This window comes from Pontibacillus salipaludis (assembly GCF_014642405.1).
GTDB lineage: Bacteria > Bacillota > Bacilli > Bacillales > BH030062 > Pontibacillus > Pontibacillus salipaludis.
This window is the reverse complement of the sequence record NZ_BMIN01000005.1, coordinates 62716-84628: the sequence shown is the minus strand read 5'-3', so window position 1 is coordinate 84628 and position 21913 is coordinate 62716. Positions and strand designations below refer to the sequence as shown.

Sequence of the window (21913 nt, the reverse complement as noted above, 5' to 3'; positions counted from 1 at the left end):
CCTGATTACGCAGGCGAACGGCTTAATTGCGAGCGAGGACGGCCTAATCACGCGGGCGCACGGCTTAATTGCGAGCGAGGACGGCCTAATCACGCGGACGAACGGCTTAATTACGAGCGAGCACGGCCTGATTACGCAGGCGAACGGCTTAATTGCGAGCGAGAACGGCCTAATCACGCGGGAGCACGGCTTAATTGCGAGCGAGAACGGCCTAATCACGCAGACGAAGGGATCAAATCAGCAACAAAACGGCCCAAGTCTAGACTAGCTCCAACGATCCACCCGCTTACCACTAAAAAAAGAGGTGATCCCCACTATGGAATCACCTGTAAAGCTCTTATCTATTCAATTTAGCAACCGCTTGTTCTGCTCGCTTATAAATAGTCTCATAATCCAAGTCCACAACCGGCTCATCGTGAACGATTCGCTTACGAATACCATTCACCAATTCTTCCTCTTTCTCACTTCTATTCTCAGGTGCCCATTTCTTTTGAAAAACGGTATAAAGCTCAATATCACGAAGCTTCAGGAAATATGGAATTCTCTTGATCCACTCCAGGTCCAGATGGTTTTCCTGAAGGTATCCTACTAAGAAATGATACAGCACCTTCTCCCCGTATTCTGAGCGCACTGAAAGGGAATCGCCGCGATGTTTCCACCACACTGGATAGTAAACAGGAATCGCTACATCACTTACATAAAAGTGATACGTACTATCATCAAAATCAAAGATATGGATATCCTCTTCATCATAAAAGAAGTTGCCCGGATGTATATCAGAATGAATCAGGCCGAAGCTCTCTTCCGTTTCAGGCAAGCTTTTTAGCTCGCGGACAACTTTCTCTCCTTCAACGATAATCGCCTCATCTCTTTCTTCATCTAAATACTTTGAGAAGTTCAGAAGGTCTTCCTCTTCCCATCTGTCTCTCTTATCTTCTCCTGATTGATAGCTCCTCGTCACCTGGTGCATATGCCCCACGGCTTCCCCCCAACTCTCAAATAGGTCAGGCCCAAATCGCTCATCGTCCATTTTTACTAATGAACCTGGAGCCTTATCGAAAAGACAGATATAGAAAGAAGAACCTTCCACCGGGATCTCCTCCACAAGCACTCCATTAACAGATGTATGGGCAACGGATACATTGGCTCCGTTTTGATGTAAAAAATTCACCCACTCCAACTCTGCCTGAATGTCCCCCCATTTACGATGAGAGCTGTGCGTTAAGCGTAAGATATAAGGCTGTCCCTCTTTATGTACTTCAAAGACATAATTCTCGAAATCTCCCCGCTTCTCGGCTTTAGCACTCGTTGTCCCAAAACGATTCGCAGCCTCTTCTAGCAGAGAGTCACTAAATAATGCATCAACCCATTGTTCCATCACGATCACCTTTTCCACAAGTTTCTTCACTCTTACTATTCGATTCTTCCAAGGGAATTCCTTTTATTCAATGACTAATAGACGACTAGTTTCATAAAAAAGCAAAAGACGTAGGATCCAGGTTAAATATCGGATTAAAGTCTCTATTATTGAAACTAAAAGGAAGTAAGAACGTAACAAATAATGGATAAGTACCAAAGTTTAGAAAAGGAGGAGAACGTTTATGGAAAATAAAAAATGCCTGAAATGCGGGGGTACTAAATTTTCAGAGGGAACAGATTATATGCCCATCAGGAAAAGCAAATCGTCGTTCAAAAGCTCAAATAAAATATATACATTTTGCATAAAGTGCGGAGAAGTTGAATCCATACGTATTGAGAATCCATCCATCTTCAAGCAATAAATCATGCGACATTCTATAATCCTGAAACAACCCGGGGTGATGAGGATACGAACAATGGCCAAGCACCTCTCATCCCCCACCTATTTCATCCGCTTCTTTCCCTGTCCTTACAGCCGCTTCACTAACCTTCAGCGTCATCCTCATGCGACTTAACCACTTCTCACTTTCCGTCATATTACCAAGAACCCCATTCGTATCTTCATGGTATTCAAGCCCTTCCACGAGGCGATGATCGATAGGTAGATGGGCGAATCGATGAACAATCATAGGCCACTCCGCATCGGTCATGTCAGCACGGGAGTGTTCATTTATGTAGTGAGCACTTCTTTTAGAAAACATACAAGAACCTGCTGTGACATCGATCTCTTCGCCTATTTCTAGGGAAAAGATTTTGTTCGCAATTCGTTCTGTTGCCTTCCACTCTTCTGGGTGGGTCTCAAATGCTCGTTCTGTTCTTCCTAAAATGACGTAATCTTTCTCATCCATTCCCTCCAACAAAGAAATAAGCTCGTCTGGGTGATTCTCGAGCCACGTTAGTAACCGGTCGAGATCACAATAATGAAAGAGGTCACTCTCACCCGTTAACCCAAAACGAACCACCTCTCGCCGCGCATGAGCTGCCCCTTTTTTAGGAATCACTTTTACCCCGAATGTACTAGCCTTAAGGTCTTCAATGAATGCTGGCTTTGTTTCCTCACTTACGGTTATAAACATCTGCGAATATAGATGCTCTAATCTCGATTTCCACTTCTTCCATAGCTGATGATGGTCCCCCTCTGGATCATGGGTTACCGTTACGAGTGCTACATTTGTCATACGACAGCCTCCTCTTTCGTCATTACTAAACAAAGGACAATGACGGTTTTTTCTTCTCTCTCCGGTAAAACCGTTTAAAAATAAACGCTTGTTCTGTAAACGGAATCCAGCTTCCGTTCAATTTTAATCCTGCAAGAACCTATATTAAACGTGAAAAAACCAATCTTCACTTCTTTTATCCAAGCTTTTTTGTTTCGCATAGACTTCTACCGATCGTCCCATTCTTCAAACGACTCGGCGATTTTGATGAGTTCCTCAATCGACAGCAGTGATTTGTCGCCTTCCGTTTTTATCACCATATCTACCATAACGCCATCCTGTTCCCAAATGAAAAATTGTTTGGTTTCGAACACCCGATAATAGCCTTTTAGACTGTTCCCAAATTTATGAATCTCATCATAGTTAATCAGGTCCCTATCTAAACCTTTGCTGATGTAGAAGTCTATTATTCTACGGGGGGCACCGTCCGATACGTAGCGAAGGTTTGGTGTTAAATAGTCTATATTACCCTCATTAACATGCACAATTTCGCTATTTTCGTTCACTTTAACTTCTCCTTTGTAAAGTTCATCATATTCAACTTTATGGATAGTAAAGGGTGCGTATGTTGGCAACAGAATCGTTCGGTCATCAAATTTTTTTAGTTCGTCCAGTTCTTTTATTTCTGTTTGTGCCAGAAATTCTTCAATGCTGATGATACGTACTAATAATAAAAAGACGATCGCTACAACAATAGAAAACCCGATCTTCTTTTTCATCTTTCCCCTCCAGCAGGTTCCTTTTCCCTTCGCGTCTCGAAACACCTCAGGGGGATCGTCCTAGGTTTGCTTGAAGGAATCTCTGCAACACTCGTTACTATTTCATTTCCGTTAGTGTACGTTGCTGCAGCACCCCATCCAGTCGGGTATCTTTTTTCAAGCAGTTCTTTTGCTACTTGATTAAATTTTTGTTCAATATTCATTTTCATTTCCCCCCGTTACTCCTTTTCTTTCTACACATAATTGTAACTAAACCGGCTCCCTTTCATGAACTTGGGACAGTGGACTATACCCCCATTGTAGGTCTCCAATCTTCATACTTATCCATATAAAGATTCACTTCTTCTAACTTTTCCATATATTCATCAAAACTCATATACTCAAATTCCTCTAGCTTTATTTGAGAAGTCAAATCAGAATGCTTCTTATAATAGTCTTTTAGATCCCTCAACGTTTGATCTGATAAATCATGATCTTGTAGCTCATCTACAGCTTGATAAACAGTATCGGATTCCCAGAAATAAAAATCAACAAAACCAAAAGGAATATCAACATGCCTTCCAATAAACGTAGCATTTCCCATTTCCCCAGATAGATTATCTATCTCATATTCAATCTTCATCAAATTTTCCTTGAACTTTTCCCTTTCGTCCACCTTATCTAAAGCCCATTCTAAACGCTCTGTTAATTCAATTTGCTTATTCACAATATGTAGGACCATATCTTTTTTCATCGTTTCTGCCTGTTGGGTCTCCGAATACCAAACGTACCCCATCACACTACATATGACGAGTATAGCGAAAAACCCGGTCTTCCATATGTTTTTCCTCATCCTAACCCTCTTTCTAATCAATATCTCTCTGAAGATTATTTCAAAAATATGTTAAAGAAACAACCAGCCTTTTTTGCTTTCTACAGGGCCAGGGGGACAGGTTCATCGTCCCTTCGCTTCCCGAAACATCATCCTCTTTTCGAAAAAATGAGCCACGGAAGAAACCCGTGGCTCATTTTTTATACTCATTACTTACGTTTTATTGTGTATGAAGCTCTAAAAGGTCAGAGAACACCCTTCACGTCCCCGTCCCCTCAAACGTAGGAGTCTGGTTCATCCTACTATCCAATAGATCATAGGTAATCAATGCTGGTCGTCCGGTCCTTGGATCCTCTACCACTTCTGCATCAATTTGAAAAACGTCTCTCAGTACATCCGGTGTCATCACTTCAGAGGCACTGCCTTCTTTAACGACTTCTCCACTGTTCAAAGCTAGTAGATTATCCGCAAAGCGCGCTGCGTGATTTAAGTCATGAAGCACCATCACGATCGTTCGATTCTCTTCCCGATTCAAACGATCTAAGAGCTTCAATACTTCAAGCTGGTGAGCAAGGTCTAAGTAGGTCGTAGGCTCATCTAAGAGAAGCAGCTCTGTCTCTTGCGCCAATGCCATCGCAATCCATACTTTTTGACGTTGACCTCCAGATAAGGCATCAATCGAACGATTAGCAAATGCAGCGACACCTGTTACATCAAGGGCCCACCCGACGATATCCTTGTCTTCATGGGTTAACTTGCCAAATCCTCGTTGATGCGGGGAGCGTCCGTAGGAGACAAGTTCATAGACGGTTAACCCACTCGGCGCTTCTGGCGTTTGAGGTAAGATCGCCATTTTCTTAGCAATCTCTTTCGTAGACTGTTGATGAATGGCTTTCCCATCTAAATAGACAGCGCCACTTTTCGGACGCAGGAGACGGGCCATCGTCTGAAGGATTGTAGATTTTCCGCATCCATTTGGTCCTATAATCATGGTGATTTGCCCGTTTGGGATGTGAACGTTTAAATCGTCAACGATCGTCACATCCCCGTAACCGATCCGCAGCCCTTCTGTTGTTAAACTAGACATCCGTTCGTTCCTCCTTTAATTCGTTCTCATGAGTAAATAGATAAAGTACGGGGCGCCGAGTGCTGACACGACAATCCCAACCGGAATCTCAGAAGGTGCTAAAAGATTCCGTCCGATCATATCAGCTACAAGTAACAGCAACGCTCCCATTAAAGCAGATGTAGGAATAAGCATTTGATGCCTTGGGCCTACTAACCTTCTAGCTAAGTGAGGGGCCACTAACCCTAAGAAGGCAATTCCACCCGCTACAGCCACACTCGAACCGGCTAAACAGACGGCAATAAATAAAAGAATCCTTCTCTCAGATTCAACGCGAGTTCCAAGCCCTGTCGCTAACCGGTCTCCGAGGTTAAGAACATTTAAGAAACGAGCTTTATACATCGCTAAAGGAACCAAGATCACGATCCATGGCAATGTCGCGAGGACATATTTCCAGTTCGTTCCCCAAATGCTCCCTGATAGCCAAATTGTCGCTTGCATAAAGTCACGAGGGTTCATCTTTAATTGAAAGATAATTAACGCAGCTCCAAAGGCCGCATTCACACCAATTCCGACCAAAATTAATCGAATAGGCGAGACGCCATTTTTCCAAGCCAATAGGTAAATGAGCACAGCAGCGAGTGTTGCGCCAATTAAGGCCATGAAGGGCATGATGAATATAGACATCGTCCCAAGCGATGAATTCAGACCTTCAGAAAAATACATATATAAAACAACGGCAAGTCCGGCCCCTGCGTTTATCCCTAAGATCCCTGGGTCTGCCAGTCCGTTTTGGGACACCCCTTGTAAAATGGCCCCTGATACCGCTAAACCAGCCCCTACTAAGATGGCAATGACAAGCCTTGGCAAACGGAAGTCAAATAACACTAACTCCTGGCGATCCGTCCCGGCACCAAAGATCGTCTTCATCACATCAACAGGGCCTATTTGAATGACTCCTGTGTGTAAACTGACGAGGAGGCTTACAATGATTAGAGCCCCTAAAAGAGCCATAATCCACAGCGCTTTCTTTTGCTTCTTTTGTAACGTATGGTTCATTACAACCCTCTCCCTTCTTTACGCGCTAAATACAGGAAGAAGGGGACGCCTACTAAAGCCGTTATCGCTCCAAGCGGCGTCTCGTATGGAGGGTTAATCATGCGCGCTCCGATATCTGCCATGACTAACAAAAGCCCTCCTAACACAGCTGAGCACGGAAGAATCCATTTGTAATCTAACCCCACTAAGAAGCGCGTGATGTGAGGCACAACAAGCCCTACAAATCCAACACTCCCTGCAACGGAAACAGCCGCTCCTGTCATAAGGAGTACGACAACTGTTCCAAGTACTTTCACCATTCCCGTCCGTTGCCCTAACCCTTTGGCAACACTTTCACCAAGACTCAAGATTGTTACAGACCGAGCAATGAAAAACGCTAGGGCTAATCCAATGATCGCAACAGGGAAAACAAACTTCACTTGCAGCCACTGCGTTCCAGCGACTCCCCCTGCATACCAAAAGCTCATGTCCTGAGCCACTTCATAATGAATGGCAATACCTGATGATAGCGCGCTCAGTAAAGCCCCAACCGCTGTGCCAGCTAGCGCTAGTTTTACAGGAGATAACCCTCCTTTTGAGAACGCCCCAACAAGGAAAACAATCCCCGCCCCAATGCCGGCGCCAACAAAGGAAAACGACATAAGCCCTAAGTAGGTCATTCCTGGGAAGAAAGCGAACGCAATCGCAATCATAAAGGTGGATCCATCTGTCACGCCCATAATAGAAGGGGACGCTAAAGGATTCCTCGTCATCCCCTGCATAATCGAGCCCGATACGGCCAGGAAACCACCAACTAGGGCAGCTACGATCGCTCTTGGCATACGCAGTTCTTGTATAATTTGATGAGACGTGAGCTCTTCATTATAATGAAACACCCCGTCCCACACGGTCTTTAAATCAATATCAGCAGCTCCGAGTGACACTGAAGCTGCCATTCCAAGAAGCATGGCCATCGTACCTGCTATAATAATCAATGAAGCGACTAGCGGTCGACCATTGGCTTCCTGTTTTTCCTGCTCTTGTTTATTTATCTTTTGTGCTCCAACTGACATTTTACATTCAACCCCAAACTAGCTTTATAACCTCGTATGAGCGTATTATGATTTCTACCATTCGTCAACGATACCCGCGATGTAAGACTAGATTTGTATTCGTCATCCCTTTAATTTATAATTGAAAACGATTATCATAATCAAAGTTATAGATCGATAGATTCGTTTAGGAGGAATTCCATGAGTACAGACCACAGGCAACAACTTTACGCCTTCCTGGCAGAGAAAGCCTTTATACATATTGAGTCAAACTTTGATGACAAAATTGACTATCGCATCAGCGACATTATCAACAATGAAGAACAAGCCCAAGAATTCATTCACATTCAAAAGGACCACAGAGAAACACTCAACCCCACAATCGTTGGAACCCTATTCGGAAAACGCTACTCTGTTCTTGGCATGGGAATCTTCACGTTGCTCGTAGATTATGGACTCCTGATTGACACAAGTCCTGAGCTTGTTGGTATTAAATTAGAAGCCGGTAAGCCGAATCGCTATTATATCGAAGAAACAGCTGTTAAAGATGTTCATGACCTTTCCACCGAAGAGGTTGAACGTCTTATACGCGTCTTTATTAAGGATCATCTTGAGCCGTTCTTTGATCAAGTGGCTTTAGCCTCTAAAAGCAAGTCGAGCCATCTCCATTCGCTTGTCTCCCATAACCTCTATCAACGGAGCCTTGTGCTAAACCGTAAAGAAGGGGCCGATCAAGAGAAGGTTCAACATTACTTAGACTTGTTTACATCTGACTATTTGTTTACAGAGGATGAAACGAATCCTCTTCAATTTACATTTGAACTCCATACCCCTGAAGAGGGAGATCCGTTTTACATTCGCAAACACTGCTGCCTCTCCTACCTAGTCTATAAAGGGGATAACTCGAAGTGCTGTGGCACGTGTCCACACTTGTTCTCCTCCTGATTGAAAGAAAGGCTAAACCATTTGAAACGGTTTAGCCTTTTTTTGATTACTTATTGATATACTCCATCGCTTCATCAACCATTTGGCCGCGACCAATCGCTCCCCATGCTTTGTAAATCCAGAAGTCTGTCTTTAGAACATTTCCGTTCTCGACAGCGTCGAGATCTTTCCATAGGCTACTTTCTTGAATGGAAGAGTAATTCTCAGGTCCACCAGAAGAATCCACTTGTAAGAAAATATGATCAGCATTCATCTCAGGAATAACTTCCATAGACAAATCTCCACGCTCTTTCGGGTCTGTTAAGTCAGAAGGCTCAAATCCAAGATCCGTATATAAGAAATCGACCATTGGGTGTGTCGTCTCAGGATAAATTTGAATCACTTTCTCACGAATACGCAAGAAGGCTAGTTTCTTGTTCTCAAGCTTAGACACTTCTTCTTGTGCCTTAGCTACTTTCTCCTCAAGCTCTGCAATCTTTTCTTCTGCTAGAGCTTCCTTATCAAAGATCTTTGCAATCTTCATAAGGTCCTGCTTCCAGAATTCAGGATCATTGCGGTCCTCTTCAGACTCAGCACCTAGCACGATCGTTGGAGCAATCTTCTCCAGGTCTTCATAAACTTGTGAAGCAGTATAATCATCAACAAGAATTAAATCAGGATTAATTTCTAGAATCTTCTCAAGGTTTACTTCTGCTGCAGAACCAACTATTTCAGCCCCTTCAAGCTGATCAGATAAATAAGGGATGTAGTCCCCACCATATTGAGGCTGTGCTGTAACACCAGCTGGCTTTTCATCAATCGTCAGCATGTGGTCAAAGTAACTAGGACGAAGTGCAACCACCTTATCAACATTCTCAGGAATTTCCGTTTCTCCCTTTAAGTGCGTAATGGTTTTCGTTTCAGACTGCTTTTTCTCTTCCTCTTTAGAAGCTCCCTCTTCCTTTTGCCCTTCCGTCTCTGAACAAGCGGCTAGAAGGAATACGCAAGCAACCATGGCAAACATTATGTATGATTTTAATTTCATGTCGTGAACTCTCCTTATGTAGTAATAAATTATTATAATGATAATGATAACCATTTTCAATTATAGAATCAAGACTTTTTTGGACAGGGGGACAGGTTCATCGTCCCTTCGTTTCTCGAAATATTATCCTTTCACTAAAAATGAGCCACGGCAGCAGACCGGAGCTCATTCTTTATGTTGATCTCTTACTTTTTATTGTGTGTAAAGCCCTTAAAGGTAAGAGATTACCTTGATCTGTGACCTTTTCATAGTTAGAACACGTTAAAAAGTCACAGAAACCACCTATCTCTTCCCTTTTGACTCGTTATAGTACCAAAAAGGTAAAAGAATGCCAGTATCTGTGACGTTTCCAAGTCATTAAGCTACAAGAATGTCACAGATCAACATGCCTTGTACGCTCAAATCTTCCTCCGCACTCCGTTCTTCAACCATTCACAGCCTCTTTCACATAAGCACGCCCTTCTTCCGTAATCGTACAACCACGTACGCCCTTATTCACCTCAACCCACCCTTTATCTTTCAAGGAATGAATAATCGACTTCACTTTCCCTTCCCCGATCAGAATGCCTTTTTGTCTTAACTCCTCCACGATCTTCCTTCTCCCAATGCCAAACTTTCGATAAATCATTAACAGTACTTCCTCTTCTTCCGAAAGACCTGAAGAAAGCAAAGCTCCCCCCATCCCCTGCGAGGAAGCCCCTTCTCTCTTTAAATATCTAGGTAGCTCACCATAGCTAAGTTTACCGCTTACAGAGCGCATGTTCACAATGTATTCCACCGCATTCATTAACTCCCGCACGTTGCCCGGCCACGGATGATACTCTAAGAAAGAAATCGCCCCTTCATCTAAGTACTGACTCAAGTCATACACTTCTTCTTCCGCATAATGATTCAAATAATAGTGAAGAAGTGGGGGAATGTCTTCCCGTCGCTCTCTAATAGGTATGGTTTCAATCGGCAAGATATTGAGGCGGTAGTATAGATCCTCCCGAAAGGCTCCATCTCTCACCTGTTGTTCAAGATCTTTATTTGTTGCGGCGATAATCCTGACGTCAATCGGGATCTGCTCGGTGCCCCCTACTTTACGCACCGCCCCTTCCTGAAGCACGCGTAATAATTTCACCTGTAACGCAAGAGGAGCATCACCGATCTCATCCATAAAAATCGTCCCCGTATGAGCTTCTTCAAACAGCCCTTTCTTGCCTCCTTTATGGGCTCCTGTGAACGCACCACTTTCATACCCAAACAATTCGCTTTCTAAAATCGAAGAAGACAAAGCAGCAAGATTCACAGCTACAAAAGGCCGCTTCGATCGCGCTGATTCATTATGTATGGATTGAGCCAGAATCTCTTTCCCTGTTCCGCTCTCTCCTTGAATAAGAATCGTTGATTGCCCACGAGCCATTTTTCTCGCCAGCCCAATCATTTCCTTCATAGAAGCATTCCTTGTATGGAGGTGCTCGAAATTATATTGCGCTGTATAGGTACTGGACTTCATTTTCTTACGCAGCTCTCGGTCCACTTGTTGAAAGGTGTCATAGTTTTCAACCTCTAGTAAATAGGTGATCACTTCTTCATGGTCCTCAATCTTCTCAACGGATGTGATCAACGTCTTGTCGCGCACATGTACAATATGATCCCTTTTTGAATAGGCTTCTGAAAGATTAAAGTCTCCCCCGAATAAGTCTTGTATACCAAACTCCTTCATCTCCCGTTCAGGAAAGATGTGAGTCATTTTCTCATTAAAATAGGTAATCCGCCCTGCCTCATCACAGAATAAAAGGGCTTTAGGAAATTTATCGAGAATCGTCATGTTAAGGAAGTTTGAGTAGTCTAAACGCTGGTTCAACGATGATAGCTGTTTCGTCACGTTCATGATATCTTTCACATATTCAGCAGAAGCGAGCGAACCAGACGTCTCAAGCATGCCTAACTCCACTAGGACCTCGGTAATCGACGTGATATCCACTTGTCTCGTGCCAATATCAATGACTTCTTGAACACGCTTTGGGATAAGATGAGGCTCACCTGGCGTAATCGCTACAGGGCAAGAAGCGTAGTCGCTCATTCCCGGATAATAAGGATGGTAGGTGAACGAATCAAATCCGTGCCTTTTCAGTTGATCAATCGCTTCAGCACAACTGTCTTCTGTATCGTTCACAAGAAGAACGTGCTCATTCTCTTTTATGGATAATAGGGGCTCGATAAACTCATACCGAAGCGCTCTTCTTGCGATAATTACTTTCTTAGCTGTTTGAACTCTCTCATATACAAGGCGGTAGATGGTATCTCCGGTTAGCACGACGATGTCCTCATCAAACGTTTCATCAATCCCTCTCTCAACTGAGAAACCACGAACGTTTACTTCTTCTCCTAAGTATCTGCGTAACTGTTCTACGACACTATGTAAGGTATTCTCCCCTAATGAAATCACGCTGACTGTTCTCATAAGATGCCTGTCCCTCCACGCTTTTTCTTCTAGTATGAAAGAGCCCCTAGCCTTTGTCTAGTTTCCTAGATAAGCTTAGGGGCTCTCCATTATTCAAACGTCCCTTTTCGAACCGTATCTCCTTGGTGGACAAAAGAGTCTCCATTAATGAGCACATCTGATATCGACAAATCTTCCTCATTTAACACCAACAAATCCGCATAGCTTCCTTCTTCAATTAGACCACGCTGATCGAGTCCAAGCCCTTGAGCTGGATTAATTGTAAAAGGTTTAATCGCATCTTCTACAGAGATTCGTTCATCTCTAATAAGAAAACGAAGCGCTTCTAGTGTAGGCTCAAAGCCAGCAACTTTCATCCCTGTTAACTGTCCGCCCTCGTCAAACACTGGCAAACTTCCATTTGCATCTGAACTTACCGTAATTTGATCAATACCCACTCCTTGATCCAGTAAATAAAGGAGGCTCTCAGCCGGGGTTAGGCTCTTGTTGTTACCTTTCATTCCAACATTCGAAGTGATATCCACAAGCCCCCCTCGATTGGAAAATTCAACAGAAGCCTCTAGCAAATCAAACGTCCGGTTCACATGCGTCGGGCTAAATAGACCAATAGGAAGATCCGTTTCTTCAAGAATTTGATAGAGCTGTTCGTAATGCCCCTTGCCGCTTCCCATATGCAGATGGATAAAGCCTTTCTTCTTCGCAAGCATGGAAGACACGCGTACGTAAGAGGCGAGCCGTTTTAACTCTTCCGTCGTTACATATGAGGAACGATGGTCTTCGATCGCAAGTTTTAACCCAAGAATCTCTTCTATAAATAAAAGATCTTCCCGAACCTCGCCTGTGATCGTATTCGAAGGATAGCCATACCCTCCTGTAAGCATATACGCATTCAACCCCTCTTCCCGCAGGGCCTTCGCTTTTGCTAAGAGGCTTTTAGGAGTTCTCCCGACGTCATTTGTACCAAGCAATCCAACAACGGTTGTAATCCCACTTTCCACAACGTGACTGAGCTGTACCTCTGGCGTGCTCGTAGCAAAACCGCCTTCGCCTCCGCCACCCGTTATATGAACGTGGCGATCGACAAGGCCAGGCATAACAATCGCGTTCGAACGATCCAACACCTCAACGTCCACGCCTGTTACATCGATGGAATCTTTGATTTCTATTATTTTGCCACCAGCAAGAAGAATATCCTTCTTGCCGATGGATTGTGGTGTATATACGTGTGCATGTTTTAGTAATCGAAGCAATTTCTAGTCCCTCCAGCATCTATTAAGCTTTGTATTGTGGTTGATCTTGATTTTCTGCAGTCTGTTGTGTAGACGGTGTAATCTTTTCAATAGAGAACCCTGTAAATCCAAAGAGTATGGCAAAAATAAATCCAACGTAACACATCACCGCCCAAGGTAAGTACTCAATAACCGGAACGCCCAGTGTCGTAGACATATAAACTCCCGCTAATGACCAAGGAACAATTGGCACAACCACGGTTCCTGAGTCTTCTAATGTACGAGATAAGTTCTTCGCATGAAGGCCACGTTCCTGGTACACTTTTTGGAACAGTTCACCTGGAACAAGTATCGATAAGTAAGAGCTTCCGGTTGTAATCGCCATCGTTAAACAAGATAGAACAGTAGATAAAACAAGGCTACCTGTTGATTTCGCTACTTCATTCACTTTCTCAAGAACGACTTCAAGAGATCCAGTTTTACTCAAGATTCCCGCAAATGAGAACGCACAAAAGGCAATAAGCGTTGTGCCCATCATCGATTCCATTCCGCCACGGTTTAACAGCCCGGAAACATCTTCTGATATAGAAGAAAGAGAAGAAGCTCCGCCCATCATCGTCACATCAAATCCACTTACACTCGCTACAAAAGCACTCTCGAGCGTCACGCTTTGCATTGTAACCCCAATGATAATGGCCGTTATAACAGAAGCTAACATAACAGGAATGGTAGGAAATTTCATAATCGATCCGGCCAGAACAATAATCACCGGGAGAATTAAAAGAATGTTCCAGTCATATAACGCATTTAACGTCTCTGTCATCATAGCTAATTTCTCATCTGCTCCTGCACTCGCATCAGCCGCTCCGCTTCCAGCAAAGAAATAAATGATGATTCCAACAAGAGCGGCCGGTATGGTGGTGTAAAGCATGTGCTTAATGTGTTCATATAAGTTACTCCCAGCAGCTGCTGGAGCTAAATTCGTTGTATCTGATAATGGAGACAGCTTATCTCCGAAATAAGAACCCGCCACTACAGCACCTGCTGTCATTGGAAGGGAAACTCCTTGTACGAGCGCAATTCCCATAATCGCAACACCCATCGTACCTGCTGATCCCCAAGAAGTTCCCGTAAACACAGAAACAACAGCGGTTACGGCAAATGCCGTTACAACTAAGAAATCTGGATTAATTAATTTCATTCCGTAATAAATCATGACAGGGATCGTCCCTGAAATCATCCACGTCCCAATCAAAATCCCAACTGTAATTAAAATCAATATCGCCGGCAGTGCTTTTGCCGTTGTTTCGACAATCCCCTGCTGCATTTCTTCCCATTTCACGCCAACTTTTAAGCCAACTAGAGCCGCAATAATTGCTGCAATAATAAGAAGCGGCTCTGCCTCCATATGGAATACACCATACCCGATACCTAAAAGAAGCAGCATCGATACAATTGGCGTAATCGCTAATAAAAAACTCGGTCTTTGTTTCATCCTTTTTCCCCCTCAAAAGTTTTTAAGCTTGTTTATGACTTTATATGCAAATTTCATGCCAACTTTTAAAATGACTGAATTTTTCGACGTATATCGAGTTTAGCACATTTTGTCGGTTAGGGATTACTGGGATAAAACGGGATGTTAACGGGATTTATTCTGTTTATATCCCACAAAAAAAGGACAAATCCATTTTCGGTTTGTCCTTTTCTAATTCATTCACAACCAAAGTGTTCGCAAATAAATCATTCATGCTTTGTTAATTCATAAACACCAGGGCCACAGGGACAGGTTCATCGTCCCATCGCTTACAGAGGCTTCACTCTAAGTTGCAGCCCATCAAATGACTTTTAACCATTGAAACTTTTGTCGAGTTTACTTCGTATATAGAACAAGACAAGCTTACCCCACCGTAAAATAGAAGGAGGAACAAAGAAGTTGAAATTCTGGATCTATGTTTTCCTAACCATCGCAATCGAAATAAGCGTTGCCTATGTGATCCATCAAGCCATGGTAGATAGAGGTCTGATGTACACCGTCCGTAAAGTAGTGAGAACAGACTACCTTCAATTTCCTATTGTTTTGCTGTTTGTTTCCTTGGTATGTTCCGCCTTTTCCTTAGGCACCTTAAGAGAAAGAGAAACAGGCGAAGTACAGAGCCTACCCGCTTACTTTCTTTCGTATATTAAACATCCGATTACACTTGGTTCCGTTTCGTTATTTGTGTTTAGCTTCCTCCTATTCTAGCCCAACAAGAACCATCACTCCTACCTTTCTTCTCTAGAAGAATATTCGCACAACTCGTCTTCATTTCTTTTCACAACCAATTTTGATATAGTTGTAGAAGTATGAATTTGAACGGACATCATAAGGAGGAACGAAATCGTGCTCATAGCGATTATTATACTGATCTTCGTCTCCGCTTTCTTCTCAGGGAGTGAGACTGCTTTAACTGCAACGAATCGGATGAGGTTGCAGACTAGGGCGAATAATCATGATAAAAAGGCCGAGAAATTATTGTACCTTGTCTCGAGGCCTAGTGAATTTATCACCACCATCCTAATCGGGAATAACATAGCGAATATTCTATTGCCGACTCTTGTGACCATCTTGGCTGTCGAATACGGCATTAATGTCGGAATTGCTTCAGCCGTGTTAACCGTCACGATCATTATCTTCGCAGAGGTGATACCGAAATCGGTCGCAGCTACTTATCCTGATCGTATTGCGACAACGGTCGCGCCGATTATTCGCTTTTTCATCATTGTATTTAAACCGGTTACCATCTTATTGAACAAACTGACCGATTACTTAAACAATGTGCTCTCAAATGGGCAACAAGAAGAAGCATCCATTTCTAAAGAAGAACTACGAACGATGATTGATATTGCAGGGTCTGAAGGAACATTTAACGAAGAGGAGTCGAACCGAATTAAAGGCGTGTTCGACTTTCAGAACTTGAACGTGAAAGATGCGCTTCAAACTCCACGCGTGGATGTAGAAGCGATTCCTCACACCGCTACATTTGAAGAAGTAAGAGAAATTGTGATGCAGCACCCTTATACGCGTTACCCTGTTTACCGCGACGACATGGACGACATCATTGCTGTCTTCCATTCAAAGTATTTACTTAACTGGGACGCTGACCGCGAACAGTCGCTGAAATCATTTTGTTCCAATGATCCGTTAATTGTGTATGAGTTCCAAAAAGTCGAGTGGGTATTGCGGAAGATGAGCCTCGAGAAGCAGCATATGGCGATTGTGCTTGATGAATATGGCGGCACTGAAGGAATCATTACGCACGAGGATATTATCGAAGCGATGATCGGACTCGAAATCGAGGATGAATTAGATCCGGATGATGACGCGATTGTTGAGAAACTATCTGATACAGAACTCATTTGTGACGGGAAAGCCACATTGTATAAAGTGAACTCCATCTTTGACACGAATATTCCTGAAGATGAAGACGTACTCGCTGCATACATTTTAAATGAGTTAGATGATCACCCTGAAGAAGGAACCGTTCTTGAGCGCAACAACTTAACATTTAAGATTCTTGAAATGGACGGTCGCTCGATTTCACGAGTTCAGATTATTAAGTAAAAAAATAGCTTTAAGCTTTCCTTAAAGCCTAAAAAAAGAAAAATTTAAAACAAGAGCTTGCCTATAACATGAATTACTGTATAGTAGTTAAAGGAACTGCTGAATGGGCAGACTAATGAGCATTCATGAAATTCTGAAATTAGAGGTGTGTATATATGAATTTTAACAATATAAAAAGCAAACTTGATAACTTAGGTGCGATCCAGTCGATCACGATTTCTTATTTAGAAACAAGAGAAGACGATGACTCCGCATTTGATGTTTATGTAAACGTCAAACACAACACAAACGCTAAAAACGATTTTGAATCCATTATCGTAAAAGAGGAAGCTTCATTAGAAGAAGCAGAAAGCATCGCTCAACGCCTGACAAACTCTCTAGGTCGTTATTACAAGAACGTTCAATATCTAGGACATGAACTGCAATAGAAAAAAGCGACTCTAAAGAGAGTCGCTTTTTTATTTATTATTCAATCGTACCTATTCCCTGTAAAATCATGACACCAATACCACATGATATAACTCCCACCACAAAGGTTAGTAAAGTAAATCCCCATCCCTTTGACTCGGTCTTTTTAAGATATAAGCTATAGACCAGCGCGAGAATAATCCCTATTATAAGTGCTCCAGAAGTTGTATTAGGAAGAAACATCTCCATACTCAAAAATATCACCTCAGCTCAATCATCTTACTTTATTTGAGCCGGGTCAAGGGGACAGGTCCCTTGGCCCGCTCTGGCGGCTACACCTGGGACAAGGGGACGGGTACCTTGGCCCGCTCAAGCAGTTGATCTCTTACCTTTCATCTGCGCCAAGCCTTTAAAAGGTCAGAGATCAGCATGATGTGTGACCATTTCCAAGTATTACTCTTTAAAAAGGTAAGAGAAGCCCCGTATCTATTACCTTTTGACGGACCATTGCAACAAAAAGGTAATAGAGACACCGTATCTGTGACATTTCCAAGATAGAAATAACCTAAAAGGTCACAGATCCACAGTCTCCCCTTTCACATACAACGGTAACGTAATTATAAATGCACTCCCTTGACCTGATTCGCTCTCCACATCTACCTCCCCATCATGTGCTTTAACGATCGACTTCACAATGGAAAGTCCAAGCCCAGACCCTCCATACTTTGTCGAACGGGACTTTTCAGCACGGTAAAAGGAAGAAAAAATATAAGGAAGATCCTCTTTGTCAATCCCTTGACCATTGTCCTCGACTCGGATAACTATATTACGTTCTGACTGATCAGGACGCACGTCGATCCAAATTCGATTACTTCCATACCTACACGCATTATCAATCAGGTTACTCATAACCTGCTCTATACGGAAAGGATCAAGGACAATGCTCCTAGGCTGAGCTTCGATTGTATAGCTTAGCTCCACCTCTTCTTTTTGAAGGTCAAATTGATATTTTGCGAGTTGTTTCTCAAAGTAATGCGCAACGTTTACAACTTCTTTCTCCATTGCGAGCTGATCAGCTTCTGACTTTGAGAACTCGAATAAATCTTCTATTAGATGATCGAGATGTGTGGTTTTATCATGAATGACTTGGAGGTACCGCTGTTTCATTTCCTCATTCCGAACGACACCATCCCGAAGCCCTTCGACATAGCCTTTAATGGACGACAAAGGTGTTCGTAAGTCATGGGAAATGCTTGCAATCAATTGCTTCCTGGCATCTTCATATTGCTTCTGCTTCGTAAAGGAATCCTTCACATGCTGCCTCATGACGTTAAACCCTTGGATAAACCGCCCGATCTCATCCCTTTTCTTATACTGAATCGGATAATCCAGATTCCCGCTCCGCATTTCTTCTGTAGCCTGATAGATCTGTTTCAAAGGAGTCAGCACAGTCCGAGAAATATAGGTCGTCCAGATGACCACCATCAGAAGCAACGTAAGCACTCCAACCCCAACACTTAAAAGAAGAATATGAACAATTTCCGTCATTCTTTTAAAAGGTTCACTACGAGAGGCATTGGCGCGAATGGTGACATCCCATTTTCTATTCTCTTCCGCTGCAACTTGAATAGTAAACGTATTGAGATTAGGTAAGAAGGTATTCAGTTCCTCTACCTCTCTATAAGCTCTAGAATCAAACAAGACTTTATCTCTTTCTCCCTCGACCGTGATATTCATTTGATAACGATCGAGCAATGACTCTATTTCTTTGTAGAAGGCGTCTTGATTCGGAAGCTTTCCCTCATTCAGTCGAATCTCTCTTCGTACATCTGTGAATAACTGGTCCAGCTCATCCTCATCTTTCGCTATTTGGTTGGCCCCAAGGTAAAAAGTCAAGATCGCTACAAGAATGGGAACAAGGATCGTTGACAAAAAAGCAAAGACAAGCCGCTTTTTTAAACTAGATTTCATACTGAATCGTTGAATTTATATCCAACGCCCCACACCGTTTCTATATATTGCGGCTTCGTTGATTCGCTTTCAATCTTGTCTCTTAGTTTACTCATATAGACCGTCACTGTATTGAGATCCCCAAAGTCTGTATACCCCCAGACCTTCTCATAGAGTTGTTCCTTGGAGAATACCTGTCCCTTATTCGATAACAACACATAAAGCAACTTAAATTCCTTGGCCGTTAAGGTCACTTTCTCGCCTTTTACATACAACTCATGCCGCTTCACATCTAGCTTCAAGTCTTTATACTCCATGATGTCTTGATTCTCTTCATCATTTTGATTCGAAAAATGTTTATACCGACGCAGATGAGCTTTGATACGCGCCACTAATTCACCAGGGCTAAAGGGCTTCGTAATATAATCATCCGCCCCGATCCCAAGCCCAATGATTTTATCAGTGTCACTTTTCTTGGCACTCATCATTAAAATCGGGATGGTTGATTCCTTTCGAATCCTCCGGCAAACTTCAATTCCGTCCATATTAGGTAGCATAATATCCAACACTGCCAGAATAGGTTTCTCTTTATGGAATTGAGCAAGGCCCTCCTCCCCATCATGGGAGAGGATCGTTGTGTACCCTTCGACATACAAGTAATCCCTCACCAATTCACCAAGTTCCTTCTCATCTTCCACTACTAATATTTTATCTCCGTTCATAACACCCCGCCTTTATACATACTACATTACGCAGCAACATCGCGCTTCTTGAACACCACCCACGTTAATGTAGTAAAGATTACAAAATAAATGAGTAATACCGTGATTGAAAACGTCATTGTCATCCCTTCAACTAATGGAGTCCCATTTGTATACTGCTGGAGATTAGTATTGGCAAACAACACATACTTCACCCATTCATAACTGCTTAACAATTGGGTAAGCTGCGGCCCTGTAAAAAGTAAGAAAATCGCAATACCAATCGCGAGAGAACTGCTTCTGAAAACCGTCGAAATCATAAACGCCAGCGTCACCATCATAAGCAAATCAACGCTATTGAATCCGAACAATTGAATAATGTGAGCAATCATATTAGTCTCTTCTACGCTACCATTGTTATACACGAGGTAAGGTTGACCCACACCTTCAACCCCATAGAGGATACTACCTACCAAAAAGGAAAATAGGAATAATAAGACCAGACTAAACAACGCAAACAAAACCGTTGTGATATATTTTGACAGGATCATCTTCGTACGGCTAACGGGCCTAATTAGCAACAACTTAATCGTACCCCAGGAAAATTCACTTGCAACCATACTACTCGCGACCACTATCGTAAAGAGCGCAATAATGCCCGTGAAGTTCGTCGCGTCCATCATGAAACCAAGCACAGACTGGGACTCAACAGGACGAATGTCTTGGTCAATGCGGTATTCGTTGATCGCGACTTGTTTCTGAACGTACGTTTCACCCGCTCCTTTTAAAGGACTTTCTTCTAGCTGCTTTTGTAACTGGGCATTCTCTATTTTCAGGTTCTCTTTCCAATTCGTGTTTTCATTTGATTCCATTATAAAAGCAGTGAAGGCCCCTAACCCCAAAACAGCGAAGAGAATTAATCCAATCATCACCCATGTCCCTAATCGTTTATACAGCTTCATATGTTCATTTTGAATTAAATTCATCATGTTGACCATTTACTTTTCACCCCCTGTCATTTCTAAGAATTTCTCTTCTAGCGTCGATTGAATATTTTCAATGCCATATACCCTGATGTGATGAGTAACGAATAACTCTGTCAGATCGGCAATTCCCTCATAGGAAACGGTCGTATCAATGAAACCATCCCCCACGCTTTCTACTACGGAACCATACGTAGACCGTAGCAATTCGACCGCCTGATCTAGTGGAGACACGTGGTAACGTATCTTCTGTTTCGAAGAAGTGCCGACAAAGTCTCTAACGGATTCTACACTAATTAATCTACCGTTTTGAATAATTCCGATACGGTCACACATCAACTGCATCTCAGACAGAAGGTGACTCGATACAAACACAGCCATGTTCTCTTCATGAGCGATCTGACGGATATAATTTCGAATCTCACGAATCCCAGCAGGATCGAGGCCATTAGTAGGCTCATCGAGAATTAATAAAGAAGGTGAATGAAGCAAAGCTTGGGCTAATCCTAGCCGTTGCCTCATGCCAAGTGAATAGTTCCCTACTTTATGTTTAATCCTTTCTTCTAAACCTACTAGCTTCACCACCTCATGAATCCGGTCCTTCGAGATCTTCTTCGGAACCATCCTCGCGTAATGGACCAAATTGTCATACCCAGAAAGGAATTTGTACATCTCCGGATTCTCAATAATCCCTCCAACATGAGCGATTGCTTTTTCGAAATTCTCTTCTATACTATGATTGTGAATCAGGATTTCCCCTTCTGTGATATCCATCAGCCCGACCATCATGCGAATCGTCGTCGTCTTCCCCGCCCCATTAGGACCAAGAAATCCAAACACCTCACCAGGAAACACCTGCAGATTGAGATCGTCAATTATGGTGGTCTTGCCGATCCTTTTGGTTACATGATTCAACTCAACGACTGGCTTCTTACTCATAGCCATACCTCCCTTTCAAGCTAAACCCATTATGACAAGAAGGTCTTATCAATCACTTATAAAAGTATTAAAAAAGTATTAAAAGTGGGCCGGGGGGACAGGTACCTCGTCCCGCCGCTCAAGAAGAAGATCTCTTACCTTTCTCTTGTGCGGTCCCTTTAAAAGGTCAAAGATCAGCTTTATCTGTGACCTTTCAACAATCTCCCTAATTAAAAAGGTAAGAGAAGCACCAGATCTCTTACCTTTTGACGGATCATCACCCCTAAAAGGTAAGAGAGGCACGGTATCACTGACATTTCCAAGATAGAAATAGCCTAAAAGGTCACAGATCCTCTTATAAAGAAAAAAGGACTGAAAGGGAG

At 42.8% G+C, this 21913-nt stretch carries 21 protein-coding genes; 5 read left to right on the top strand and 16 right to left on the bottom strand.

Annotated elements, in window-relative coordinates; translation table 11 throughout:
* On the top strand, positions 1 to 268 hold a 268-nt coding region (locus IEW76_RS20810), incomplete at its 5' end, for a hypothetical protein (RefSeq protein WP_229721156.1).
* A gap of 69 nt (positions 269 to 337) precedes the next feature.
* On the opposite strand, the gene IEW76_RS07620 is transcribed toward IEW76_RS20810, so the two are convergent.
* The 8 genes from IEW76_RS07620 to IEW76_RS07585 all read right to left on the bottom strand — a co-directional run bounded on the left by IEW76_RS07620 (position 338) and on the right by IEW76_RS07585 (position 7343).
* Positions 338 to 1396 carry a phosphotransferase enzyme family protein gene (locus IEW76_RS07620; protein ID WP_229721155.1) on the bottom strand — a complete coding sequence of 353 codons (1059 nt, stop codon included), beginning with the start codon at positions 1394 to 1396 and terminating at the stop codon, positions 338 to 340.
* A 454-nt stretch (positions 1397 to 1850) separates the two neighbouring features.
* Positions 1851 to 2597, bottom strand: coding sequence for a hypothetical protein (locus IEW76_RS07615; RefSeq protein ID WP_188652485.1), 747 nt, complete (start codon positions 2595 to 2597; stop codon positions 1851 to 1853).
* Positions 2598 to 2803: 206 nt separating this feature from the next.
* Positions 2804 to 3355 (bottom strand): hypothetical protein, encoded by a 552-nt coding sequence (locus IEW76_RS07610; protein ID WP_188652483.1) that lies wholly within the window; start codon positions 3353 to 3355, stop codon positions 2804 to 2806.
* Positions 3352 to 3558, bottom strand: a complete 207-nt coding sequence (locus tag IEW76_RS07605) for a cytidine/deoxycytidylate deaminase family protein (RefSeq protein ID WP_188652481.1) — start codon at positions 3556 to 3558, stop codon at positions 3352 to 3354. The genes IEW76_RS07610 and IEW76_RS07605 overlap by 4 nt, the downstream gene beginning before the upstream one ends.
* An 83-nt stretch (positions 3559 to 3641) precedes the next feature.
* Positions 3642 to 4187 carry a hypothetical protein gene (locus tag IEW76_RS07600; RefSeq protein ID WP_188652479.1) on the bottom strand — a complete coding sequence of 182 codons (546 nt, stop codon included), beginning with the start codon at positions 4185 to 4187 and terminating at the stop codon, positions 3642 to 3644.
* A 238-nt stretch (positions 4188 to 4425) separates the two neighbouring features.
* Complete coding sequence (locus IEW76_RS07595) at positions 4426 to 5253, bottom strand: ABC transporter ATP-binding protein (RefSeq protein WP_188652477.1); 828 nt, start codon at positions 5251 to 5253, stop codon at positions 4426 to 4428.
* A gap of 15 nt (positions 5254 to 5268) precedes the next feature.
* A complete protein-coding gene (locus IEW76_RS07590) occupies positions 5269 to 6291 on the bottom strand; it encodes a FecCD family ABC transporter permease (RefSeq protein WP_188652475.1) in 1023 nt (340 codons plus the stop codon).
* A complete protein-coding gene (locus IEW76_RS07585) occupies positions 6291 to 7343 on the bottom strand; it encodes a FecCD family ABC transporter permease (RefSeq protein ID WP_188652473.1) in 1053 nt (350 codons plus the stop codon). The genes IEW76_RS07590 and IEW76_RS07585 overlap by 1 nt, the downstream gene beginning before the upstream one ends.
* A gap of 180 nt (positions 7344 to 7523) precedes the next feature.
* On the opposite strand from IEW76_RS07585, the gene IEW76_RS07580 reads away from it, so the two are divergent.
* On the top strand, positions 7524 to 8267 hold the full coding sequence (locus IEW76_RS07580; protein ID WP_188652471.1) for a hypothetical protein: 744 nt from the start codon (positions 7524 to 7526) through the stop codon (positions 8265 to 8267).
* Between the two features lie 46 nt (positions 8268 to 8313).
* Here IEW76_RS07580 and IEW76_RS07575 read toward each other — a convergent pair whose 3' ends face one another.
* The 4 genes from IEW76_RS07575 to nhaC all read right to left on the bottom strand — a co-directional run bounded on the left by IEW76_RS07575 (position 8314) and on the right by nhaC (position 14464).
* Complete coding sequence (locus IEW76_RS07575; RefSeq protein ID WP_188652470.1) at positions 8314 to 9291, bottom strand: ABC transporter substrate-binding protein; 978 nt, start codon at positions 9289 to 9291, stop codon at positions 8314 to 8316.
* 424 nt (positions 9292 to 9715) lie between these two features.
* Positions 9716 to 11740: a sigma-54 interaction domain-containing protein gene (locus tag IEW76_RS07570; RefSeq protein ID WP_188652468.1), complete on the bottom strand. Its 2025-nt coding sequence runs from the start codon at positions 11738 to 11740 to the stop codon at positions 9716 to 9718.
* A gap of 89 nt (positions 11741 to 11829) precedes the next feature.
* The gene (gene iadA, locus IEW76_RS07565; protein WP_188652466.1) at positions 11830 to 12990 is read right to left on the bottom strand and encodes a beta-aspartyl-peptidase; all 1161 of its coding nucleotides are present in this window, start codon (positions 12988 to 12990) and stop codon (positions 11830 to 11832) included.
* 22 nt (positions 12991 to 13012) lie between these two features.
* Entirely contained in the window at positions 13013 to 14464 is a 1452-nt protein-coding gene (gene nhaC / locus IEW76_RS07560) for a Na+/H+ antiporter NhaC (protein WP_188652464.1), read from the bottom strand.
* 438 nt (positions 14465 to 14902) lie between these two features.
* On the opposite strand from nhaC, the gene IEW76_RS07555 reads away from it, so the two are divergent.
* The 3 genes from IEW76_RS07555 (at position 14903) to IEW76_RS07545 (ending at position 16998) form a co-directional block, all read left to right on the top strand.
* Positions 14903 to 15211 carry a hypothetical protein gene (locus tag IEW76_RS07555; protein WP_188652463.1) on the top strand — a complete coding sequence of 103 codons (309 nt, stop codon included), beginning with the start codon at positions 14903 to 14905 and terminating at the stop codon, positions 15209 to 15211.
* A 138-nt stretch (positions 15212 to 15349) separates the two neighbouring features.
* Positions 15350 to 16570: a hemolysin family protein gene (locus IEW76_RS07550; protein ID WP_188652460.1), complete on the top strand. Its 1221-nt coding sequence runs from the start codon at positions 15350 to 15352 to the stop codon at positions 16568 to 16570.
* A gap of 155 nt (positions 16571 to 16725) precedes the next feature.
* On the top strand, positions 16726 to 16998 hold the full coding sequence (locus tag IEW76_RS07545; protein ID WP_188652458.1) for a hypothetical protein: 273 nt from the start codon (positions 16726 to 16728) through the stop codon (positions 16996 to 16998).
* Positions 16999 to 17551: 553 nt separating this feature from the next.
* Here IEW76_RS07545 and IEW76_RS07540 read toward each other — a convergent pair.
* The 4 genes from IEW76_RS07540 to IEW76_RS07525 are packed head-to-tail and all read right to left on the bottom strand — an operon-like array spanning position 17552 to position 21551.
* Entirely contained in the window at positions 17552 to 18949 is a 1398-nt protein-coding gene (locus IEW76_RS07540; RefSeq protein WP_188652456.1) for a sensor histidine kinase, read from the bottom strand.
* Entirely contained in the window at positions 18946 to 19650 is a 705-nt protein-coding gene (locus IEW76_RS07535) for a response regulator transcription factor (RefSeq protein ID WP_188652454.1), read from the bottom strand. The genes IEW76_RS07540 and IEW76_RS07535 overlap by 4 nt, the downstream gene beginning before the upstream one ends.
* Before the next feature lie 26 nt (positions 19651 to 19676).
* The gene (locus IEW76_RS07530; protein ID WP_188652452.1) at positions 19677 to 20627 is read right to left on the bottom strand and encodes an ABC transporter permease; all 951 of its coding nucleotides are present in this window, start codon (positions 20625 to 20627) and stop codon (positions 19677 to 19679) included.
* The gene (locus tag IEW76_RS07525) at positions 20628 to 21551 is read right to left on the bottom strand and encodes an ABC transporter ATP-binding protein (RefSeq protein ID WP_373285959.1); all 924 of its coding nucleotides are present in this window, start codon (positions 21549 to 21551) and stop codon (positions 20628 to 20630) included.
* Positions 21552 to 21913: the final 362 nt, after the last annotated feature.